The 21,536-nt window shown below is 65.8% G+C and carries 20 protein-coding genes and 1 pseudogene; 16 read left to right on the top strand and 5 right to left on the bottom strand.

Translation table 11 applies throughout. The annotated features are described in order from the left end of the window. Positions 1 to 44: 44 nt before the first annotated feature. Positions 45 to 2,486, top strand: coding sequence for a [protein-PII] uridylyltransferase (locus tag BST27_RS17820; protein ID WP_079219962.1), 2,442 nt, complete (start codon positions 45 to 47; stop codon positions 2,484 to 2,486). Here the strand turns inward: BST27_RS17820 and BST27_RS17825 are convergent. Next, positions 2,483 to 4,213, bottom strand: coding sequence for a DEAD/DEAH box helicase (locus tag BST27_RS17825; RefSeq protein WP_069418959.1), 1,731 nt, complete (start codon positions 4,211 to 4,213; stop codon positions 2,483 to 2,485). The genes BST27_RS17820 and BST27_RS17825 overlap by 4 nt on opposite strands. A 220-nt stretch (positions 4,214 to 4,433) precedes the next feature. On the opposite strand from BST27_RS17825, the gene BST27_RS17830 reads away from it, so the two are divergent. The 6 genes from BST27_RS17830 to BST27_RS17860 all read left to right on the top strand — a co-directional run bounded on the left by BST27_RS17830 (position 4,434) and on the right by BST27_RS17860 (position 11,942). Beyond that, positions 4,434 to 4,937, top strand: coding sequence for an RDD family protein (locus BST27_RS17830; protein ID WP_069418892.1), 504 nt, complete (start codon positions 4,434 to 4,436; stop codon positions 4,935 to 4,937). 124 nt (positions 4,938 to 5,061) lie between these two features. Next, positions 5,062 to 6,621 (top strand): signal recognition particle protein, encoded by a 1,560-nt coding sequence (gene ffh / locus BST27_RS17840; RefSeq protein WP_083148567.1) that lies wholly within the window; start codon positions 5,062 to 5,064, stop codon positions 6,619 to 6,621. 6 nt (positions 6,622 to 6,627) lie between these two features. Next, the gene (locus BST27_RS17845; RefSeq protein WP_069418894.1) at positions 6,628 to 7,707 is read left to right on the top strand and encodes a metal-dependent hydrolase family protein; all 1,080 of its coding nucleotides are present in this window, start codon (positions 6,628 to 6,630) and stop codon (positions 7,705 to 7,707) included. Between the two features lie 59 nt (positions 7,708 to 7,766). Continuing rightward, positions 7,767 to 9,458 carry a serine/threonine-protein kinase gene (locus tag BST27_RS17850; protein WP_069418895.1) on the top strand — a complete coding sequence of 564 codons (1,692 nt, stop codon included), beginning with the start codon at positions 7,767 to 7,769 and terminating at the stop codon, positions 9,456 to 9,458. Positions 9,459 to 9,538: 80 nt separating this feature from the next. Beyond that, positions 9,539 to 11,338 carry an N-acyl-D-amino-acid deacylase family protein gene (locus BST27_RS17855; protein ID WP_069418896.1) on the top strand — a complete coding sequence of 600 codons (1,800 nt, stop codon included), beginning with the start codon at positions 9,539 to 9,541 and terminating at the stop codon, positions 11,336 to 11,338. 1 nt (position 11,339) lies between these two features. Then, positions 11,340 to 11,942, top strand: coding sequence for a TetR/AcrR family transcriptional regulator (locus BST27_RS17860; RefSeq protein ID WP_069418897.1), 603 nt, complete (start codon positions 11,340 to 11,342; stop codon positions 11,940 to 11,942). Positions 11,943 to 11,960: 18 nt separating this feature from the next. Here BST27_RS17860 and BST27_RS17865 read toward each other — a convergent pair whose 3' ends face one another. Continuing rightward, entirely contained in the window at positions 11,961 to 12,839 is an 879-nt protein-coding gene (locus tag BST27_RS17865) for a D-alanyl-D-alanine carboxypeptidase family protein (protein ID WP_069418898.1), read from the bottom strand. 44 nt (positions 12,840 to 12,883) lie between these two features. On the opposite strand from BST27_RS17865, the gene BST27_RS17870 reads away from it, so the two are divergent. The 5 genes from BST27_RS17870 to trmD all read left to right on the top strand — a co-directional run bounded on the left by BST27_RS17870 (position 12,884) and on the right by trmD (position 15,751). Beyond that, the gene (locus BST27_RS17870) at positions 12,884 to 13,303 is read left to right on the top strand and encodes a nuclear transport factor 2 family protein (RefSeq protein WP_069418899.1); all 420 of its coding nucleotides are present in this window, start codon (positions 12,884 to 12,886) and stop codon (positions 13,301 to 13,303) included. A gap of 410 nt (positions 13,304 to 13,713) precedes the next feature. Further along, positions 13,714 to 14,217, top strand: a complete 504-nt coding sequence (rpsP, locus tag BST27_RS17875) for a 30S ribosomal protein S16 (protein WP_069418900.1) — start codon at positions 13,714 to 13,716, stop codon at positions 14,215 to 14,217. A gap of 8 nt (positions 14,218 to 14,225) precedes the next feature. Then, entirely contained in the window at positions 14,226 to 14,468 is a 243-nt protein-coding gene (locus tag BST27_RS17880; RefSeq protein ID WP_036354608.1) for an RNA-binding protein, read from the top strand. A 25-nt stretch (positions 14,469 to 14,493) separates the two neighbouring features. Continuing rightward, positions 14,494 to 15,033 carry a ribosome maturation factor RimM gene (rimM, locus tag BST27_RS17885; protein ID WP_069418901.1) on the top strand — a complete coding sequence of 180 codons (540 nt, stop codon included), beginning with the start codon at positions 14,494 to 14,496 and terminating at the stop codon, positions 15,031 to 15,033. A 7-nt stretch (positions 15,034 to 15,040) separates the two neighbouring features. Further along, positions 15,041 to 15,751 carry a tRNA (guanosine(37)-N1)-methyltransferase TrmD gene (gene trmD, locus BST27_RS17890; RefSeq protein WP_069418902.1) on the top strand — a complete coding sequence of 237 codons (711 nt, stop codon included), beginning with the start codon at positions 15,041 to 15,043 and terminating at the stop codon, positions 15,749 to 15,751. Here the strand turns inward: trmD and BST27_RS17895 are convergent. After that, the gene (locus BST27_RS17895; RefSeq protein ID WP_069418903.1) at positions 15,720 to 16,664 is read right to left on the bottom strand and encodes a serine hydrolase; all 945 of its coding nucleotides are present in this window, start codon (positions 16,662 to 16,664) and stop codon (positions 15,720 to 15,722) included. The two genes, trmD and BST27_RS17895, sit on opposite strands and share 32 nt — an antisense overlap. A 279-nt stretch (positions 16,665 to 16,943) precedes the next feature. Between BST27_RS17895 and rplS the strand changes: the two genes are divergently transcribed. The 4 genes and pseudogenes from rplS to BST27_RS17915 all read left to right on the top strand — a co-directional run bounded on the left by rplS (position 16,944) and on the right by BST27_RS17915 (position 19,322). Next, positions 16,944 to 17,285: a 50S ribosomal protein L19 gene (rplS, locus tag BST27_RS17900; protein WP_069418960.1), complete on the top strand. Its 342-nt coding sequence runs from the start codon at positions 16,944 to 16,946 to the stop codon at positions 17,283 to 17,285. A gap of 51 nt (positions 17,286 to 17,336) precedes the next feature. Next, on the top strand, positions 17,337 to 18,233 hold the full coding sequence (gene lepB / locus BST27_RS17905; protein ID WP_069418904.1) for a signal peptidase I: 897 nt from the start codon (positions 17,337 to 17,339) through the stop codon (positions 18,231 to 18,233). A 2-nt stretch (positions 18,234 to 18,235) separates the two neighbouring features. Continuing rightward, positions 18,236 to 19,001, top strand: a pseudogene (locus BST27_RS17910) (ribonuclease HII). Positions 19,002 to 19,016: 15 nt separating this feature from the next. Then, positions 19,017 to 19,322, top strand: coding sequence for a DUF2469 domain-containing protein (locus BST27_RS17915; protein ID WP_066854430.1), 306 nt, complete (start codon positions 19,017 to 19,019; stop codon positions 19,320 to 19,322). Here BST27_RS17915 and BST27_RS17920 read toward each other — a convergent pair. Together BST27_RS17920 and BST27_RS17925 are read right to left on the bottom strand one after the other, a co-directional pair. Then, positions 19,319 to 20,068, bottom strand: coding sequence for a GAF and ANTAR domain-containing protein (locus BST27_RS17920; protein WP_069418961.1), 750 nt, complete (start codon positions 20,066 to 20,068; stop codon positions 19,319 to 19,321). The two genes, BST27_RS17915 and BST27_RS17920, sit on opposite strands and share 4 nt — an antisense overlap. A gap of 84 nt (positions 20,069 to 20,152) precedes the next feature. Further along, on the bottom strand, positions 20,153 to 21,508 hold the full coding sequence (locus tag BST27_RS17925; protein WP_069418906.1) for a WS/DGAT/MGAT family O-acyltransferase: 1,356 nt from the start codon (positions 21,506 to 21,508) through the stop codon (positions 20,153 to 20,155). Between the last annotated feature and the right edge of the window lie 28 nt (positions 21,509 to 21,536).

A 21,536-nucleotide genomic window follows, 5' to 3' on the forward strand; every position in this document is an offset into this window, starting at 1 on the left:
AGTAGCGTCCGGTTGCTGAACCTCGCTGGACAGGCCGGCCGGGTGTGACGGAACCCCGGCCGGACCAAACCAAAAGCGCCCGCGCGGCAGTCGATTTGGCTGCCGCGCGGCGTGCGCTGTTGACCGATGACCACCGCGACATGCCGCCCGCCGAGCTACGGCAGGCGGTGCTCGATCTGCACGAATCTTGGTTGAACGCCAAGGCATCCGAGATCGGCATCCTCCCGGACAGCGGCTTCGCAATCGTAGGGGTCGGCGGACTGGGTCGCCGCGAGTTGCTGCCCTATTCGGATCTCGACCTGGTGCTGCTGCACGACAACAAGCCCGCCGACGTGCTCGGTCCGGTTGCCGACAAACTGTGGTATCCGTTGTGGGACGCCAACATTCGGCTCGACCACAGCGTGCGCACGGTCAGCGAGGCGCTGTCTACCGCCAACTCCGACCTGACCGCCGCCCTGGGCATGCTCGAAGCACGCCATATCGCGGGCGAAGAGCGACTCTCGAACGAACTGATCGACGGCGTTCGGCGGCAGTGGCGCAGCGGAATTCGTTCGCGAATGGACGAGCTGGTCGAAATGACCCATGCCCGCTGGTTGCGGCTGGGCCGGATCGCGCACCGCGCCGAGCCCGACCTCAAGTCGGGGCGCGGTGGCCTGCGGGACGTGCAACTGCTCAACGCCTTGGCGCTGGCCCAGCTCATCGACCGGCACGGCATGGCCGCGGCCGACGTGCCGGCGGGGTCGCTGGACGACGCCTATCTCACACTGCTGGATGTGCGCACCGAACTGCACTTGGTGTCTGGCCGTGGCCGTGATCAGTTGCAGGCTCAGTTCGCCGACGAGATCAGCGCCGCTCTGGGAGTGGGTGACCGATTCGACTTGGCGCGCTTGCTGTCTGGGGCCGGTCGAACCATCAGCTACCACGCGGTGACCGGGCTGCGGACGGCGGCCAATGCGCTGCCGCGGCGCGGCATCTCGGCCTTGGTGCGCCGGCCGAAGCGGCGCCCCTTGGACGAAGGGGTCGTCGAGTATGCCGGCGAAATCGTGCTGGCCCGTGAGGCCAACCCCGAACGTGATCCCGGTCTGGTGCTGCGCGTGGCCGCCGCGGCGGCCGACACCGGCGTGCCGATCGGCGCCGCCACGCTGAGCCGACTTGCCGAGAAGGCCCCCGGGTTGCCCGTTCCGTGGCCGCGGGAGGCGCTGGACCACCTGCTGGTGGTGCTGTTGGCCGGCCCGACCGCGGTGCCGACCATCGAGGCCCTGGACCGGACCGGACTCTGGGGCCAGCTGTTGCCGGAGTGGAGCGCCATCCGCGATCTCCCGCCTCGCGACGTCTCCCACAAATGGACCGTGGACCGTCACGTCATCGAATGCGCGGTTCATGCGGCACCGTTGACCACCCGGGTGGCACGGCCCGATCTGCTCGCCCTGGGTGCGCTGCTGCACGACATCGGCAAGGGCAGGGGGGCCGATCACAGCGTGCTCGGTGCCGAAATGGTGGTGCAGATCGGCGAGCGATTGGGGTTGTCCGAAGCGGACATCCAGACGCTTTCCAAGATGGTTCGCCACCATCTGCTGCTGCCCATCACGGCCACCCGCAGCGACCTGAACGACCCGAAGGTCATCGAGTCCGTCTCGGAGGCATTGGGCGGCGATCCGCAATTGCTTGAACTGATGCACGCCCTGAGTGAGGCGGACTCGAAGGCCACCGGTCCGGGCGTGTGGAGCGACTGGAAGGCGTCTTTGGTCGCGGACTTGGTACGTCGTTGCCGGCTGATGATGGCCGGTGAGCCACTTCCGCAAGCGGAACCTTCTGCGCCGCACTACCTTTCATTGGCGGCCGACCACGGGGTGCATGTGGAGCTGACGCCGGGGGACAGCGAGCGCTGCCACGCGGTGATGGTGGCACCGGACGAGCGGGGGTTGGTGTCGAAGGCCGCGGCCGTGCTTGCGCTGAACTCGCTGCGGGTGCATTCGGCGACGGTCAACACCCACGACGGTGTCGCGATCGCCGAATTCGTGGTGTCGCCGCTGTTCGGCTCCCCACCAGCGTCCGACCTGCTGCGCCAGGCGTTCGTGGGTGCGCTGCGCGGCAGCGACGTCGTCGCGACGCTGGAGAAGCGGGACCTCGACGCCGCCGGTTCGGTATCGGCACGGGCCGGTGAGGTACAGGTAGGGGTGCCAGTTACGCGTTCGACCGCACCGCCGCGCATCCTGTGGCTCGACACCGACACGCCCGGCCAACTGATCCTGGAAATCCGTGCCATGGACCGCATCGGCCTACTCGCGCTGCTGGCGCGGGCACTGGAACGAGCCGGATCCGACATCCTGTGGGCCAAGGTCAACACCTTCGGCTCGACGGCCGCCGACGTGTTCTGCGTGACCGTGCCGCCTGAGTCCGACGCGCGGGGCGCGGTGGAAAAGCACCTCATGGCCGTCTTGGGTGGCGGTGTTGACGTGTTCGAGGACGAGCCCGTCGGCGACTAAGAGTGTTCGGCGTTGAGCTGGCGCAGGGCCTCGATGCGCGCCTGTACCTGCTCGCGGCTGGCCGCGGCGATCGGCGGGCCCCCACAGCGGCGACGCAGTTCGTTGTGAATCCAGCCGTGCGGTTTGCCGGTGCGGTGGTGGGCGATCGATACGAGCGCGTTGAGTTCGCGACGAAGCTCGCGGAGCTGCCCGTGGGTCGTCAGGGGCGCCGCTTCCGCCTGGCCCTGTTGGGACAGCTGGGCCTTGCGTTTCCGCAGCTGCTCATCCTGACGGCGGTGCAGCAGGGCGCGCATCTGTTCGGCGTCGAGCAACCCGGGAATGCCGAGGTAGTCGGCCTCTTCCTCGCTTCCGGCGGGCGTCGCGGTGCCGAACGAGGACCCATCGAAGATGACTTGATCGAGCTCGGCTTCGGCGCCCAGGGATGTGAAGCCCTTGTCGGGATCGCCGGGCTCGGTCTGCGTGCGGGTGGCCGGATCTTGGTCCAGGGGATCGTCCAGCGTTTCGCGATGGGGTTTGCCGAGCACGTGGTCGCGTTGGGCCTCCAACTCACTGGCCAACTGCAGCAGGTTCGGCACCGACGGCAGGAAGATGCTGGCGGTTTCACCGGGCCGCCGTGACCGCACGAACCGGCCTATCGCCTGGGCGAAGAACAGCGGGGTGGAGGCGCTGGTGGCGTAGATCCCGACCGACAAGCGGGGCACGTCGACGCCTTCGGACACCATGCGGACCGCGACCAGCCATCGGCTCGTGCCAGCGGCGAATTCACTGATGCGAGCCGACGAGCCGGGGTCGTCGGAGAGCACCACCGTCGGCGTCTCCGAGGTCAGCTTCTGCAGCAGGGCGGCATAGGCGTGCGCCGCCGTCCGGTCGGAGGCGATGATCATGCCGCCGGCGTCGGGAATGTGGGTGCGCAATTGGCGAAGTCGCCGATCGGCGGCGGTGATCACCGCCGGCATCCACTCGCCAGCGGGGTCCAGCGCGGTGCGCCACGCGCGCGCGGTCTGTTCCGCCGACAGTGGCTCGCCCAGTCGTGCCTCGTGTTCCTCGCCGGCGCTGTCCCGCCAGCGCGCCTGCCCGGAGTAGGCGAGGAAGACCACCGGCCGGACCACGCCGTCGGCGAGGGCTTCGGCATATCCGTAGGTGTGGTCGGCGCGGGAACGCAGCACCCCATCCGCTTCGGGCTCGTAGGTGACGAACGGGATCGGGCTGTCGTCGCTGCGAAACGGCGTGCCCGTCAGGGCGAGTCGGCGGGTGGCGTCGCTGAACGCTTCCCGGATGGCGTCTCCCCACGTCTTGGCGTCGCCTCCGTGGTGGATCTCGTCGAACACGACCAACGTCTTGCGCTGCTCGGTGCGCACCCGGTGCAGGGTGGGATGCGCGGCGACCTGGGCGTAGGTGACGACGACTCCGTGGTAGTCCGGCGAGGTCTGCGGGTTGGAGTTGGAGAACTTCGGATCCAGCGCCAGGCCGTACCGGCTCGCGGAGTGTGCCCACTGGATCTTCAAGTGCTCGGTGGGTACGACGATGGTGACCTGCTCGACGACGCGGTCGCCGAGGAGTTCGGCGACGATCCGCAGGGCAAATGCCGTCTTGCCGGCCCCTGGCGTCGCCACCGCGAGGAAATCGCGCGGCTGGGTGCCCAGGTACTTGACCAGCGCGCGGCGCTGCCAACCGCGTAATGGCTGGCCGCCACCGGTTGCCGCATCAACCGAGCTTGCTGGCTGCAGCGACAACAACTACCCCCGTGAGCTCGATCGTGTGCGGCTGTGAAATGTAGCATGCCAACGCTTTTCGGTGCAGTTGCGACATGACGGGGCTGTTCCGACGGAAGCGGTTTCTTGATACGTCGCCCCGACGGACGCCCGCAAGGTATGGCGCCCGACCGCCGGGAAGCGCAAGCTACATCTGCATACCTTCGAAATTCATCCTGGGTTCGGGAGGCGCTCGATGACCACAGGTGACGATCGGCACGCGCCAGTTGAAAGCGTCGCACCGAGCGCCCAGCGCCCGGCCCGAGTGTCCCGACGGCTCGCCGCCCGTGTGGTCGACGGCGTGATCATTGGCATCGCTCTGACACCGTTGGTTTATCTCCTGCGCCAACTGACAGACATCGAATCGGCCGGCTCGCTCGTCCAACAAGTGGTCGCCGGTCTGCTCCTCGGCGTCGGATCCTTTGCTTATTACGTGGTGTTCGAGGTCAAGTTCGGCTGGACTCCGGGCAAGAAATTGCTCGGGCTAGCTGTGCGCGGGCCAGGCGGAGCGCCGAAACCGGACGTGACAGAGTCCGCTGTCCGCAATTCATTCAATTTGCTGTGGATCGTGCCTAGCGCAGTGGGAGCCGTGCTCGTGATCCTCTCCTGGATCGTGATCGCGGACACCATCAACCGCAGCCCGTCCAAGCAGGGAATTCATGACAGGTGGGCGGGCGGCACGCAGGTGGTCAGGAGCTGAAGGCCTGATCGTGGTGACCCGCTGCGCCCGACTGCGTCGGGCTGGCGATCACCACGGGGCCTGATCGTGGTGACCCGCTGCGCCCGACTGCGTCGGGCTGGCGATCACCACTAGGCTGGGCTGCGTGTTTGAATCGCTTTCCGACCGATTAACCGGTGTCCTCCAGGGGCTGCGCGGCAAGGGCCGGCTGACCGATGCCGATATCGATGCCACCACCCGCGAAATCCGGCTGGCGCTGCTGGAAGCCGACGTATCGCTGCCGGTGGTCCGGGCGTTCGTCCATCGGATCAAGGAACGCGCCCGCGGCGCCGAGGTGTCCGGCGCGCTCAACCCCGCGCAGCAGGTCGTCAAGATCGTCAATGAGGAACTGATCAAGATCCTCGGTGGCGAGACCCGCGAGCTGGCTTTCGCCAAGACGCCGCCGACGGTCATCATGCTTGCCGGTCTGCAGGGCTCGGGTAAGACGACACTCGCCGGGAAATTGGCCGCACGCCTGCGTAGCCAGGGCCACACCCCCTTGCTGGTGGCGTGTGACTTGCAGCGCCCCGCCGCGGTCAACCAGCTGCAGGTCGTCGGCCAACGGGCCGGGGTCACGGTGTTCGCGCCGCATCCCGGCGCCTCGCCGGAATCGGGGCCCGGCGACCCGGGCGGGGGCGCCGCCGCCGGTATCGCCGAGGCCAAGGCCAAGCACTTCGACGTCGTCATCGTCGACACGGCCGGGCGACTCGGCATCGACGAGGAGTTGATGGCGCAGGCCGCGGCCATCCGGGACGCCATCGATCCCGACGAAGTGATCTTCGTCCTCGACGCCATGATCGGTCAGGACGCGGTCGCCACGGCGCAAGCGTTCGGCGAGGGCGTCGGATTCACCGGCGTGGTGCTGACCAAGCTCGACGGTGACGCCCGCGGCGGCGCCGCGCTGTCGGTGCGCGAAGTGACCGGCGTCCCAATTCTTTTCGCCTCCACCGGCGAAAAACTCGAGGACTTCGACGTCTTCCATCCCGACCGCATGGCCAGCCGCATCCTGGGCATGGGTGATGTGCTCAGCCTGATCGAACAGGCCGAGCAGGTGTTCGACGCCCGACAGGCCGAGGATGCCGCCGCGAAGATCGGCGCGGGGGAGCTCACCCTCGAAGACTTCCTCGAGCAGATGCTTGCCGTGCGCAAGATGGGCCCGATCGGCAACCTGCTCGGCATGCTGCCCGGTGCCGGTCAGATGAAGGACGCGCTGGCCGAAATCGACGACAAGCAACTCGACCGGGTGCAGGCCATCATCCGGGGCATGACCCCCGAAGAGCGGGCCGACCCCAAGATCATCAACGCATCTCGCCGGCTGCGCATCGCCAACGGCTCGGGTGTGACCGTGTCCGAGGTCAACCAGCTGGTCGACCGCTTCTTCGAAGCCCGCAAGATGATGTCGTCGATGCTCGGTGGCATGGGCATCCCCGGCATCGGCCGCAAGTCTGCGACGCGCAAGTCAAAGAACGCGAAGGGCAAGAAGGGCAAGAAGGGCGGACGCGGTCCGACGCCGCCGAAGGTGCGGAGTCCGTTCGGGCCAGGTGCCATGCCGGGCATGCCGGCCGGGTTCCCCGATCTTTCGCAGATGCCCGAGGGACTCAACGAGTTGCCTCCCGGGTTGGCCGACTTCGATCTGTCCAAGCTGAAGTTTCCGGGCAAGGGCTAACCGCCCGTGGGCCTGCACGTGCGCGGGTCGGGGCTGCCCGACGAAGCGCCGATCGAGTTGTGGGTCGTCGACGGACACATCAGTACCGAGCCGGTTGACGACGCCGACACCGTCTTTGACGGTGGTTGGATTCTGCCCGGTCTGGTGGACCTGCACTGCCATATCGGTTTGGGGGAGCACGGCGGCGTCGAACTGGACGAAGCGATAGTCCAGGCCGAAACCGAACGCGACGTCGGGGTGCTGCTGGTGCGCGATTGCGGGGTACCGATCGACACCCGCAGCCTCGACGATCGCGACGACTTGCCCCGCATCATTCGGGCCGGCCGGCATCTGGCCCTGCCCAAGCGCTACGTGCCCGGCTTTGCCGTCGAGCTTGAAGACGAGTCACAGTTGCCGGCCGCGGTGGCCGAGCAGGCGCAGCGCGGCGACGGATGGGTCAAGTTGATCGGGGACTGGATCGACCGCCAGGTGGGCGACCTCGCTCCGTTGTGGTCCGACGGCGTGCTCAAGGAGGCGATCGACATCGCCCACGCCCACGGCGCTCGGGTCACCGCCCACGTCTTCAGTGAGGACGCGCTGCCCGGCCTGCTGAACGCCGGCATCGACTGCATCGAGCACGGCACCGGCCTGACCGACGACACCATCCAACTGATGCTCGACCACGGCACGGCGTTGGTGCCCACGCTGATCAACATCGAGAACTTCCCGGGCATCGCCGATTCGGCCTCCCGCTATCCGGTCTACGCCGCTCACATGCGCGACCTCTACACCCGCAGCAATGGGCGACTGAGTGCGGCACGCGAGGCAGGGGTGCCGATATTCGCCGGAAGCGACGCCGGCGGGATGATCCGGCACGGGCGGGTCGCTGAGGAGGTCGAGGCGCTCAAGGGGATCGGTATGAGCCGCACCGACGCGCTGGGTGCGGCCTGCTGGGACGCTCGGCGCTGGTTGGGACGGCCGGGCCTGGACCACGGCGCATCCGCTGATCTCCTGTGTTATTCGCAGGATCCCCGCGAGAGCGTCGGCGTGCTCAGTCGGCCGGATCTTGTTGTATTGCGTGGCAAGCTGTTTCGGCCCAACCGTTAACCTACTGTTCGCCGGCCTCCGGCGGCACTCACCGTGCCGAACGTGGTTACTATCGCAAGATGGGGTTGGCCAGCGGTGCAGCCTTCGCTGGTTACACCGTCGTACGAACGCTCGCTGCCACGGCAACGGGCGAGATCTATTTGGTTCAGCGGTCGGGATTGTCCGGGTGGCAGACGCTCAAGGTGCTGCCGCCGGCCATGTCCGCCGACCCTGAATTTCGTCAGCGATTCCTGGCCGAGACGAACTACGTCACCAACCTGCATCACCCGAACATCTTGGACGTCTACGACCGTGGTGAATTCGACGGACAGCTGTGGGTCTCGATGGACTATGTCGACGCCGTGGACGCCGTGCAACTCATGGCCGACCGGTTCCCGGCGGTCCTTCCGGTCGACGAGGTGCTCTCCATTGTCACCGCAGTGGCGGACGCGCTTGATTACGCCCATCGCCGGGGCCTGCTGCACCGCGACGTCAACCCCGCCAACGTCCTGCTGACCGATCCCGGTCCCGTGCAGCGGCGAATCCTATTGTGTGACTTCGGGATAACGCGCTCTGCCGATCAACTAGCCGAATACGCCGCACCTGAACTGATTGCGGGTGGCGAAATCGATGCCCGTGCCGATCAATACGCGCTGGCCGCCACCGCGATGCACCTACTCACCGGGGCTCCGCCCGTCGATCGCTCCCGCCCCGTCCCATCTCAACTCGACGAGCTGCGTCCGGACCTGGCCGGACTCAACGGCGTCCTCGCCCGAGCATTCGCGGCGCAACCGAATGATCGCTACGCGAGCTGTGGTGAATTCGCCGCCGCGCTCAATGAACTGGCCGGTGCCCCGACCAGCAGCCACACCACCGCCGCCCCCGATCCTTCCCCTGAAGAGCCAACGGCTACCGGTGTTGTCGACTATCCCGTCTATGACTGGCCCGAAACCGCTGACTTACCACAGCAATTCGCCCCGCCGCCGCCATCTCTGCCGCGCCCGCCGGAACCGCAACCGGTTGAGCCGACGGCCAGAACCATCCGACCCCGCAGGATCATGGCCGGTTCGGCGGCGGCTGTGATACTGCTGGGCGGCCTGCTGTTCGTCGGGATCATGATCGGGCGCAAGACGGTCTCCACCGCTGAGCAAGCGGGTGGCGCACCCCCTAGCGCCTCAGCTAGCCCTCAAGCCCCGTCGACCACGGCAACGGCCGGTGTGCCGGCACCGTTGGACGGCACCTACCGCATCGAGATCCAACGCTCCAGGCAAACCTTCGATTACATCCTGAGCCCGCAACCTCCGGACGTGACTACCTGGTGGGCGATCCGGACCTCGTGCAGCCCGACGGGATGTCGGGCGGCCGCAACCATGCTCGACGAGGACAACCATGAACAGGCGGTCCCCAACATCAGACCGATCGTCTTCGACTTCAGTGACGGCCAGTGGCGGTCCCGGCCGGACAAAGTGCAGTTCCCCTGCGTTCATGCCAACGGCACGGCCAGCACCGAGTCCACGACGCAGGTGTTGTCGCTGCGGCCGCAGCCGCTGGGTGAGCTGACCGGGGAAATGGTTGTCACCGTGCACACCGACGAGTGCGGTCAAGGCGGAAAGGTCATTCGCATTCCGGCGGTGGTGACCCGCAGTGGCGATGTGCCGCCGGCGGTGATCCTGCCTGATCCGCGGCTCATCCCCAACGCCCCCAAGGACAGCCCCACGCCTACGACCACGCCACCGGCGCCAGCCCCGACACCCTCGGGGCCTGGCCGCTGACACCGGCCACACGCCAACGAAAGATTGCGAGCACTCACTATCTATGTTAGCTTCGCTTCAAGCGACGACCAGGAGGAACAGTGAGCTACGACGTGATCATTCGGGACGGCCTGTGGTTCGACGGCACCGGCGCGGCGCCGCAAATCCGGAACTTGGGTATCCGCGACGGCGTAGTGGCCACCGTGTCTATCAAGCCGCTTGACGAAACCGGTTGCCCGGAGGTAATCGACGCGGCGGGGAAGTGGGTCGTGCCCGGCTTCATCGATGTGCACACCCACTACGACGCCGAGATCCTGCTCGACCCCGGCCTGCGGGAGTCAGTGCGCCACGGTGTCACCACCGTCTTGCTGGGTAACTGCTCGTTGTCGACGGTGTATGCCGACACCGAAGACGCCGCCGACCTGTTCAGCCGGGTGGAAGCGGTTCCGCGCAAGTTCGTCTTCGGGGCCCTCGAGAACGCCAAGAACTGGTCGACGGCCGCCGAATACATCGAGGCCATCGACGCCCTGCCGCTGGGGCCCAATGTGAGTTCCCTGCTTGGTCATTCGGACCTGCGCACCGCGGTATTAGGGCTGGAGCGCGCCACCGACGACACCGTGCAGCCCAGCGAAGCCGAACTGGCGAAGATGGAGAAGCTGCTCGAGGAGGCCCTCGACGCCGGCATGCTCGGCTTGTCCGGGATGGATGCGGCAATCGACAAGCTCGACGGCGACCGCTTCCGGTCGCGCGCCCTGCCGTCGACCTTCGCCACGTGGCGGGAGCGGCGCCGGCTGATCAACGTGTTGCGCAAGCGCCGTCGCATTCTGCAGAGCGCACCCGACGTCGACAGCCCAGTGTCGGCACTGATGTTCTTCTTGACCAGCAGTCGAATCCTGAACCGTCGCAAAGGGGTTCGGATGAGCATGCTGGTGTCGGCCGACGCCAAATCGATGCCGCTGGCGGTCCACGTCTTCGGACGCGGCACCCGACTGCTCAACAAGCTGCTGGGTTCCAGTGTGCGGTTCCAGCATCTTCCGGTTCCGTTCGAGCTGTACTCAGACGGCATCGACCTACCGGTCTTCGAAGAGTTCGGGGCTGGAACGGCGGCGTTGCATCTGCGCGACGAGATCGAGCGCAATGAGTTGCTGGCCGACGAGTCGTACCGTCGTAGGTTCCGCCGGGAATTCGACCGCAAGAAGTTGGGGCCGTCGCTGTGGCATCGTGACTTCCACGACGCGGTGATCGTCGAGTGCCCCGATAAGTCGTTGATCGGCAAGAGCTTTGGGGCCATCGCCGACGAGCGCGGGCTGCATCCGCTGGACGCATTCCTCGACGTCCTGGTGGAAAACGGCGAGCGCAACGTGCGGTGGACGACCGTCGTCGGCAACCACCGACCCAAGCAACTCAACAAGCTCGCCGCCGACCCGAGCATCCACATGGGCTTCTCCGACGCCGGAGCGCACCTGCGCAACATGGCCTTCTACAACTACGCCTTGCGACTGTTGCGCCGCACGCGTGACGCCGACCGTGCCGGTAAGCCGTTCCTGACCCTCGAGCGTGCGGTGCATCGCCTGACCGGTGAAGTGGCCGAGTGGTTCGGCGTCAACGCGGGCACTTTGCGCCGGGGTGACCGTGCGGACTTCGTCGTGGTCGACCCGGCCCACCTGGACGACTCGGTGGACAGCTACCACGAGGAGGAAGTGCCGTTCTACGGCGGCTTGCGGCGCATGGTCAATCGCAACGACGCGACCGTGGTGGCGACGGGCGTCAATGGCGTCGTGGTGTTCCGTGGTGGCCCGTCCGGAGGCGAATTCCGCGAGGGCTATGGGCAGACCGTGAAGTCCGGGCGTTACCTGCGCGCGGGGGAGCGCGAACAGCGTGCCCTGAGCCTGTCGGCCTGACATGGCCAGGACCCAACAGCAACGCCGCGAGGAAACCGTCGGCAGGCTGCTTCAGGCGTCCATCGACACGATCATCGAGGTCGGCTATGCGCGGGCATCAGCGGCCGTGATCACCAAGCGCGCGGGTGTCTCGGTAGGGGCGTTGTTCCGCCACTTCGAGACGATGGGTGACTTCATGGCCGCCACGGCGTCTGAAGTGTTGCGTCGCCAGATAGAGACGTTCACCAAGCAGATCGCCGAAATCCCGGCCGATCAGCCTGCACTGGAAGCGGCACTGACCATCCTGCGCGACATCACGGCCGGCCCCGTCAACGCGGTCCTCTACGAGCTGATGATGGCCGCGCGCACCGATGAAAAGCTGAAAGCAACTCTGCAACAAGAGCTTTGGCAGTATCGGGCGAAGATGTACGACGCCGCGAAGGCGATGCCGGGGACGGAAGACATCCCCGAGGACAGGCTTCCGGTGCTGGTGGCGTTGCTGACCAACGTGTTCGACGGCGCCGCCGTCGTGGAGGGTGTGCTGCCGCAGCCGGATATCGCCGAGCGCAGGATCCCGGTGTTGACCACGCTGCTCACCGCCGCGTGGCCGAGGACCGGCGACTAACGCGAATAGGGCCGCCGACTAGAGGACGCCGATGCTGGCCTGTGGGCTCTGGGCGAATCCCCAGTCGAACAGGGTCGCGGCCTGGTCCCAGTAGGTTGGCCCGCCTTCTTTCACCAGCCCGTACATCATGGCGATCACCAGGCGGCGGCCACCGCGGGAGGCGGCGCCGACGAACGTCTTGCGCGCGGCCTGGGTGTAGCCCGTCTTGCCGCCGATCGCGCCGGGATACCGGTGCAGCAGCTCGTCCTGGTTGACGATCACGTGGTCGCCCCCATCGCCGGGGAATACCGCCGACGGCTCGGCGGTGATCTGTGCGAACAGCGGGTTACCCATTGCGGCGCGGAAGATGACAGCGAGGTCGTGCGCGGTCGAGGCCCCTGGGCCGGTGGGGCCGTCCAGACCTGAGGGACTGGCCGCGTAGGTGCTCGTCGCTCCCAGGGACGCCGCCTTGGCATTCATCTTGGCCACGGCGGCATCCTGACCGCCCAGCATGTGCGCCAACGTGTTGGCGGCATCGTTACCGGAAACCAGCAGCAAGCCGTCCAGCAATTCGCGGGTGGTGTAAGTGTGGCCCGCTTTGACTCCGACGCAGTTGCATTCGACCTGGGTGTCGGCGACGTCAGCGACGACGGTGTCGTTCATGTTCAATTCGTCGAGCACCACCAGGGACAGCAGCACCTTGATCGTGCTCGCCGGCGGGTGGACGGCATCCTGGTCGCGCCCGGCGAGCACCTGGCCGCTGTCGAGGTCGGCCACGATCCAGGTCTGCGCCGGTCCGTCCGGTATCGGGGCGGTGCCCACCGGCTGCACATCGACGTCGGCGCTGGCAACAGGGCTGGCGACGCCAGGCAGTGCGATGGTGCACAACGCCGCGGCTGCGGCCATCAGTTTCCGCATGGGCGCTGAGTGTAACGACCCAAGCTGAGGTGTTGAATCGTTGCATGCTCAGCCTGGCCGAAATATCCGACCGTCTCGAGATCCAGCAACTACTCGTGGACTACTCCACCGCAATCGACCAACGTCGCTTCGACGACCTGGACAAGGTGTTCACCCCGGATGCCTACATCGACTACACCGCGTTGGGCGGAATCGAGGGGCACTACCCCGAGGTCAAGAAATGGCTCTCGGAGGTGTTGCCCAACTTCCCGGTGTACTCGCACATGTTGGGCAACTTCGACGTGCGCATCGACGGCGACACCGCGTCGTCCCGGGTGATCTGCTTCAACCCGATGGTGTTGCCGGGGGAGAAGGACCAGATCCTGTTTTGCGGCCTCTGGTACAACGACGAATTCGTCCGCACCCCCGAAGGATGGCGGATGACGCGGCGGGTCGAGAGCAAGACCTTCCAGAAGCTGCTCTAGATGCGGCGGCGACCTGGCCGACCCTCGTTGATACTGCAGATCTGGCGGCGTCTACTCGTACTTTCCCGCCCTAGGCGCAGAGTCAACGCGGCGACCTGGCCGACCCTCGTTGATACTGCAGATTTGGCGGGGTTTACTCGTACTTTCCCGCCCAGGGTGCAGAGTCAAATGCGCCGGCCGCCCGGCCTATCGCTCCGGGGTTGGATGGTCGCGACCCGCTGCGCCCGGCTTCGCCGCGCTTGCGATCGCTCCGATTTCAGGCTGACGAGCACGTTCTGGCACAATGGGCGGCTGTCCGCCCCGCGATCACGATCGTTAGGTGGTCACACACGCGAGGCAAAACCGGAGCCGGGCATCCCGCCCGTATCGCTGAATTGCAGCGTGACACACACAGGAGAATTCGCTTAACCATGGCTGTGAAGATCAAGCTCACTCGGCTTGGCAAGATCCGCAATCCCCAGTACCGAATCGCCGTCGCCGACGCGCGCACCCGCCGCGACGGTCGTTCCATCGAGGTCATCGGCCGGTACCACCCGAAGGAAGAGCCGAGCCTCATCGAGATCAACTCCGAGCGCGCTCAGTACTGGCTTTCCGTGGGTGCCCAGCCCACCGAACCCGTCTTGAAGCTGCTGAAGATCACCGGCGACTGGCAGAAGTTCAAGGGCCTGCCTGGCGCCGAGGGCACCTTGAAGGTCAAGCCCCCCAAGCCCAGCAAGCTGGAGCTGTTCAACGCCGCGCTGGCTGCCGCCGAGGGTGGCCCCGCCACCGAAGCCGCGAAGCCGAAGAAGAAGTCCGGCGGCAAGAAGGCCAAGGCCGACGAATCCGCTCCCGAGGCTGCCGCCGAGACGACGGAGGCCCCGGCAGAGGCCGGGCGGCCTGAGTCGACCGAAGCGGCTGAGTCCAAGGAAAGCTGACGCGAGCCATGAGCACGGTCGTTGTAGACGCCGTTGAGCATCTGGTCCGCGGAATCGTGGACAACCCTGACGATGTGCGGGTGGATCTGGTGACGAGCCGTCGGGGACGTACGGTCGAAGTTCACGTGCACCCGGACGACTTGGGCAAGGTGATCGGGCGCGGGGGACGTACCGCGACCGCGTTGCGCACGTTGGTCGCCGGCATCGGCGGCCGCGGTATCCGCGTCGACGTGGTGGACACCGACCAATAACGGCACGCTTGCTCGTGGAGCACCCATGGAGCTGGTAGTCGGGCGCGTGGTGAAGGCGCACGGCGTCACCGGCGAGGTCGTCGTCGAGGTACGCACCGATGACCCCGATTCCCGGTTCGCGCCGGGTACCAGGCTACGCGCCAAAAAGGGCCGCAACGGCCGCGGCGGTCCGGTCGAAGAGCGCAGTTATGTCGTTGACAGCGCGCGCGATCACGGTGCTCGGCTGTTGGTGCGATTGGCCGGCGTGACCGACCGGGACACCGCAGATGCATTGCGCGGCAGCTTGTTTGTCATCGATTCCGACGAGCTGCCTCCCATCGACGAACCCGACACCTACTACGACCACGAGCTGGAGGGGCTGCGGGTCCGCACGGTGTCGGGGGAGGACATCGGCGTCGTCGCCGAAGTGCTGCACACCGCCGCCGGTGAATTGCTGTCGGTCCGACGTCCAGACGGAGGCCGGGAAGTCTTGGTGCCTTTCGTCGGCGCGATCGTCACATCGGTATCGCTTGGCGACGGCACGCTCGAGATCGACCCGCCCGACGGTCTGCTGGATCTGGCCTAGCAGCGCAATGAGAATCGACGTCGTCACCATTTTCCCGGCATGCCTGGATCCGCTACGACAGTCGTTGCCGGGCAAGGCAATCGCGTCTGGGCTAGTCGATCTGCAGGTGCACAATCTGCGGGACTGGACGCACGATGTGCACCATTCGGTGGACGACGCCCCCTACGGCGGTGGTCCGGGGATGGTGATGAAGGCGCCGGTATGGGGTGAAGCGCTCGATGAAATCTGTTCCGACGAAACACTGTTGATCGTTCCGACCCCCTCCGGCGTGTTGTTCGACCAGGCCACGGCGCAGCGGTGGAGCGGCGAGTCGCACCTGGTGTTTGCGTGCGGCCGTTACGAGGGCATCGATCAGCGGGTCGTCGACGACGCGGCACGCCGGATGCGTGTCGAAGAGGTCTCGATCGGTGATTACGTGCTGCCCGGCGGGGAGTCTGCTGCGGTGGTGATGATCGAGGCGGTGGTGCGGCTGCTGGTCGGTGTGTTGGGCAATCCCGCGTCGCTAGAGGATGATTCGCATTCTCCCGGCCTGGATCGCCTGTTGGAAGGGCCGACCTACACCCGGCCTACGAGTTGGCGTGGGCTTGACGTTCCCGAAGTCCTGCTGTCCGGCGACCATGCCAAAATCGCTGCCTGGCGTCGGGAGCTTTCGCTGCAACGCACCCGGGAACGCCGCCCCGATCTGCTCAGATCCGACCGTTCGGAAAAATCGTCTTGACGGCCTCGGTGATCGTCTCGCGTGCGGTGGCATCATCGGAGGGCTGCAGCGATTCGATGACCATGATGTAGCGGCGGTCCGATCCGATCACTCCGGTGGACAGATGCATCCAGTCCGCCCCTATGCAGCACATCCAGCCCTGCTTGACCGCGACGGGTTCGGCGTACAAGCCGTCGGGAATCCCGAAGCGCTGCGGGTAGCCGTCGATGCCCAGGGGGGTGGACCGGGTCAAGTCGTTGATGATGATCCCGGCGCGCTCCAACGGCAAGCCGCCCGATCCGTCCAGCAGCATCTCGTAATAGCGGATCAGGTCGGATGCCGAGCTCACCGTGTTCCACCAGCGTCCGTCGCTGGGTGGCGCGGTAGACGTCAAGTCGTAGCGGCTCGCGATCTGAGTGATGATGGCCTCGCCGCCGTCCTGACCCCAGAAACGTTCGGCCGCCCCGTCGTCGGACGACTGCAGCATGACGTCCAGCGCTTTGTGGTCGTCCGCGGACAGCGCAAGCTTGCCTTGATATTCCTGCCAGAGCAGATAGTCGGCGATGAAGAGTTTGGCGACCGACGCGGTGGCGATGATCTGGGTATCGCCGTTGGTCACGAGTTGGTGGGTGGCGCGATCGAGGATGGCGATCGTCAGCCTGGCACCACGGGCCAACGCGTCTTCGGTCGCCTGCTGCATGCGCTCTTGCACACCGGTCAGTCCGGTGCTCCTCAGCGCCTCGATCGGGCCGGGCGGCGTGACGGACCGCAGCAGCAGCTCGAACACCTGCGGCGGAGGTTGTGAATCTTGTTGCGACACGTTGCGCTCGGGCGGATTGTTCGCCATCGCTTGTACCTTCGCCTCGCACCCTGCGACAACCACCAACGTGACCGCTGCCAGAGCGGTGAGCCACGTCAGCGGCCGGTTTCGCATCTCACTCCTAGCTTCCGCACCCGGGTTTGGGACCCCTCATATGTACCATTTACCGGCACTTTCAGCCGGGCCGGAATGATTCCGATTTCATGTGATTTTCACTGCATGCGAACCATCTGGCACAATTGACCAGTTGTCTCCAGCGGCTGTCGCCCGACCGGGCCGTTTCCCGCCCGCTGCGAGACGCAACGAGAAGCCCGAAACCCATCGGCTCGGTGACCGCCACACGTTCGCGTGTGGGCGGTTTATCAGGCCGCCAACTCCGAGGAAGTGTGTCCGATGAACAGGCTGGACTTCGTCGATAAGGCGTCGCTGCGCGACGACATCCCGGCCTTCAGCCCGGGCGACACGATCAACGTGCACGTCAAAGTGATCGAGGGCGCCAAGGAACGTATCCAGGTCTTCAAGGGCGTGGTGATCCGCCGGTCCGGCGGCGGCGTCCGCGAGACCTTCACCGTCCGCAAGGAGAGCTACGGCGTCGGTGTCGAACGCACCTTTCCGGTGCATTCGCCGAACATTGACCACATCGAGGTGGTCACTCGCGGTGACGTTCGTCGCGCCAAGCTGTACTACCTGCGTGAGCTCCGTGGCAAGAAGGCCAAGATCAAGGAAAAGCGCTGACCGCGAGCGGCCTTGGCCAGGGGACACCGACCGTGCTAATACGCTGACCTCGTGACCGAAACCACCGACTCCCCATCGGAGCGCCGGCCCGGCGAGTCTGAGCCAGCGGACGAGGCCGACAAGGAAGGCAAGGTCGAGGAGCCTTCGGTCGAAGCGGCCAAGAACGACAAGAAAGACGAGTCGAAGCCGCAGAAGTCGAAGCTGCGTGAATTCGCGACGCTGACGGTCATCGCGTTGGTGTTGTACTACGTCATGCTGACGTTCGTCGCGCGTCCGTACCTGATCCCGTCGGAGTCGATGGAACCCACGCTGCACGGGTGCTCGACGTGTGTCGGTGACCGCATCATGGTCGACAAGCTCACCTACCGCTTCAGTTCGCCCAAGCCCGGCGACGTGATCGTCTTCAAAGGCCCGCCGTCGTGGAACCTTGGCTACCACTCGATTCGCTCGAAGAACCCCGTGGTGCGCTGGGTGCAGAACACACTTTCGGTGATCGGCTTTGTCCCACCCGACGAAAACGACCTGGTGAAGCGGGTCATCGCGGTCGGCGGGCAGACGGTGCAGTGCCGGTCTGACACCGGCTTGACGGTCGACGGGAAGCCGGTCAAGGAGCCCTACCTGGATGCGGCCACCATCGGCGACCACGGCCTTGACCGCGGCGGTAACCCGAACGCGTTGTTTTGTCAGTACATGGGCCGCGACTGGGGACCCGTAGTCGTCCCCTCCGGGCGGTTGTGGGTGATGGGTGACAACCGAAGCCATTCATCAGACTCCCGCGCCCATTGCCTCACCTCGCCGACGGACACCCTGGCGCACGTCCTGTGCACCGGTGACCCGACGTCGGGCACCGTGCCGGTGGATAACGTCATCGGCAAGGCCAGGTTCATCGTGTGGCCGCCGTCGCGTTGGGGTGGTGTATCCGCGATCAATCCGCAGCAGGGTCAGTAGCCGTGGCCACGACGTGGCCACCGAGGACGGTGATCCGCAAGGCCGGGGGTTTGCGAACCCTGGAATCGGCGCTGCATCGCAGCGGTCTGGGGCCGGTGGCCGGCGTGGACGAGGTGGGCCGAGGCGCTTGCGCCGGGCCGCTCGTGGTCGCGGCCTGCGTGCTCGGCCCGAATCGATTGGAAAGCCTTGCCGCCCTTGACGATTCGAAGAAGCTGACGGAAAAGACGCGAGAGCGGCTGTTCCCGTTGATCCGCCGGTACGCGCTCGCTTATCACGTGGTTTTCATTCCGTCGGTAGAGGTGGATCGGCGCGGAGTGCACGCGGCCAACATCGAAGGCATGCGTCGTGCCGTGGCTGGATTGTCGGTGCGGCCGGGGTATGTGCTCAGCGATGGTTTTCGGGTGCCTGGCCTGCCGGTTCCGTCGCTGCCGGTTGTCGGCGGTGACGCGGCGGCCGCCTGCATCGCCGCTGCCAGCGTCTTGGCGAAGGTCAGCCGCGACCGCTTGATGGTCGCGATGGACGTCGACTACCCCGGGTACGGGTTCGCCGACCACAAGGGCTACTGCACCCGGGCGCACAGCCGCGCGTTGAACCGGTTGGGCCCCTGCCCAGAGCATCGCTACTCGTTCATCAACGTCCGGCGGGTAGCGACCGGTTCGGACACAAAAGTGGTAGCCGAGTTCAAACCTGACAATCCGGGCGAGGACGGCGAAGACTGGTGAGGGAAGATGGAGCATTGGCAAATCGCCCGGGGAGAAGGACGTCTGAGCGGATGAGTGGCAGATGAGCGCAGAAGATCTCGAAAAGTATGAAACCGAGATGGAGCTCTCGCTGTACCGCGAATACAAGGACATCGTCGGTCAATTCAGCTACGTCGTAGAAACCGAACGGCGCTTCTACCTGGCAAACAGTGTGGAGATGGTGCCCCGCAACGCCGACGGCGAGGTCTACTTCGAGTTGCGGCTGGCCGACGCTTGGGTGTGGGACATGTACCGGCCGGCGCGCTTCGTCAAGCAGGTCCGAGTGGTCACCTTCAAAGACGTCAACATCGAAGAAGTCGAGAAGCCAGAGCTTCGCCTGCCCGACTAGGGGCTGTTGGCCGGCAGTTGGCCGCCGCCTTCGACAACCCGGCGGGCGACGTCGGCCAATTTGATGTTCAAGTCCTGGGAATGGCGCCGCAGCAGGTCGAACGCCTCGTTCTCGTTGACGTTGTGCAGCAACATCAACATGCCCACGGCCTTACCGATCTCGCGGTTGCTGAACAAGCCCTGACGCAGGCTGGCCGCATCCTCGCCCTTGGCGATGGCGTTGATGGCAACGCTGGCGAAGGCCGCCAGCACCGCCGCCCGCCCCGCTGATTCGTTGTTGAACCGGTTGGGGGCATCGCTGAACAGGTTCAGGGCGGCACCCTTGCGCTTGTCGATCAGCAGCCGGAACCCCATGGCGCCGCGTACGGGCGTCTCTTCCAGCAAGCGCTTCGAAAAGTTGGGCCACGCGCTGGCCTTGGCCAGGTCGGGTTCGATCTGCGGAGTTTCTTCCTCGATCGCGTCGATGCACGGCCCGTCTCCGGCACGCCGCTCGAGGTCGTCCACATGCTGTGCCAGCCGGTCGCTGGCCCCGACGGTGACGTAGCGGTCATCCTTGCGTACCAGCAGGCTCGCGTGGTCGCATCCGGGAACGATCAGGGTCGCAGCGATGCACAGGGCTGCGTACATCTGGGACGCGTCCGAACCCTGGTAGATGATTTCGGCTAACGCAGCGAAGACCGTTGCCGGGTCGGCTTTGGGACCGCCGGTGGGTGACTCCTCGGCGGCCACCTCCTCGAGCTCTTGGATGTCTTGCTGCAGATCCTTGTCGTGGTCGGCCAATCGTCACCTCCCTTCGAGTGCTTTGTCACCATAGCGGTCGTCCGCAGGGACCTACGCCCCAACCGCGCGTTCCAAGTCTGTCAACGATGCTTCTAGGTGTCCGAGCATGTGCTGCAGGTGCGGAACGCTGCGTCGGCAACCGACCAGGCCGAAGTCGAGATTCTCGGCGTTGGTGGTGACCGTGATGTTCATCGCCTGCCCGTCGAGCGCGATCGACAGCGGATAGTTGCCGACCATCCGCGCGCCTCGCCAATACAGCGGGTCGGACGAACCCGGCACGTTGGAGATGACGATGTTGAACGGTGGCGGAGCGGTGCGGATGAAGCCCGGGATCAGGCCGAGGAACAGTCCCCCGGTCAGGAACGCCGACAGTGCCAGTTGCTGGACGCGCGGCAGGTTCATGAACACCTCTTTGGCGTCGGTCATCGAAGCGTTGATTCCCTGCAGGCGCTTGCCGGCGTCTTCGACGTCAGTGTGGAGGTTGCACAGGAGGGTTCCGACCATGTTGCCCCCGCCCTCTTCGTCCGGCCTGCGCAGGCTCACCGGGACCATGGCGACCAACGGGGTATCCGGTAGGGCGTGCTGCTCGAGCAGATAGGCGCGCAACGCCCCTGCCGACATGGCCAGCACGACGTCGTTGAAGGTGACGCCCGCGGCGGACTTCACCGCTTTGATCCGCTCCAGCGGCCACGATTGCGCGGCAACCCGTCGGGCACCGCCGATCCGAACGTTGAACATCGTCTTGGGTGCTCGGAACGGCATCGTCAGTTGTTGTTCCAGCAAAGCCGCACGCGCCAGCGACAACGTCGACGGCAGTAGGCCCGCGGCCGAACCCAGGGTGCCGGTCAGCATGTCCAGCGGCGACGACTTGTCGCCATTGTTGGAGCGGCTCTTCGGTTTCAGTTCCCACGGCACCCGAACCTCGTCGTCGTTCGGGTCGGTGGTGAAGGCGCGCTGCATCAGCTTCTGGGCGGAGACTCCATCCTGCAGCGAATGATGGAACTTGATGTAGACGCCGTAGCGGCCGTCGTTGAGTCCCTCGACGAGGTGCGCCTCCCACAGCGGTCGGTGGCGGTCGAGCAGACTGCCGTGCAGCCGTGACGCCAGCTCCAGGAGTTCACGGACTCGACCGGGTCGGGGCAGCGCGGACCGCCGGAAGTGGTAGTCGAGTTCGACTTCTTTGTCGATGGTCCAGGCGATGTTGGTCAGCGGACCCGCGAACGCCGGATGCTTGCGGAACATGGGTTGCACATCGGTGCGCCGCAGCATGGATTCGTAAGCCTCGGTCACAAAATCCTCGTCGGCACCGTCCGGTGGCTGGAACAGTTGCAGGCTGCCCACATGCATCGCATGTTCGCGGGATTCGCCGAGTAGGAACATCGAGTCGGCTGGTGCTATCAACTGCATTTCGTCTCCCCGGGGTAGTCGCTTCTCC

Origin of the sequence: Mycobacterium intermedium, from assembly GCF_002086275.1 — a bacterium.
GTDB classification, from domain to species: domain Bacteria; phylum Actinomycetota; class Actinomycetes; order Mycobacteriales; family Mycobacteriaceae; genus Mycobacterium; species Mycobacterium intermedium.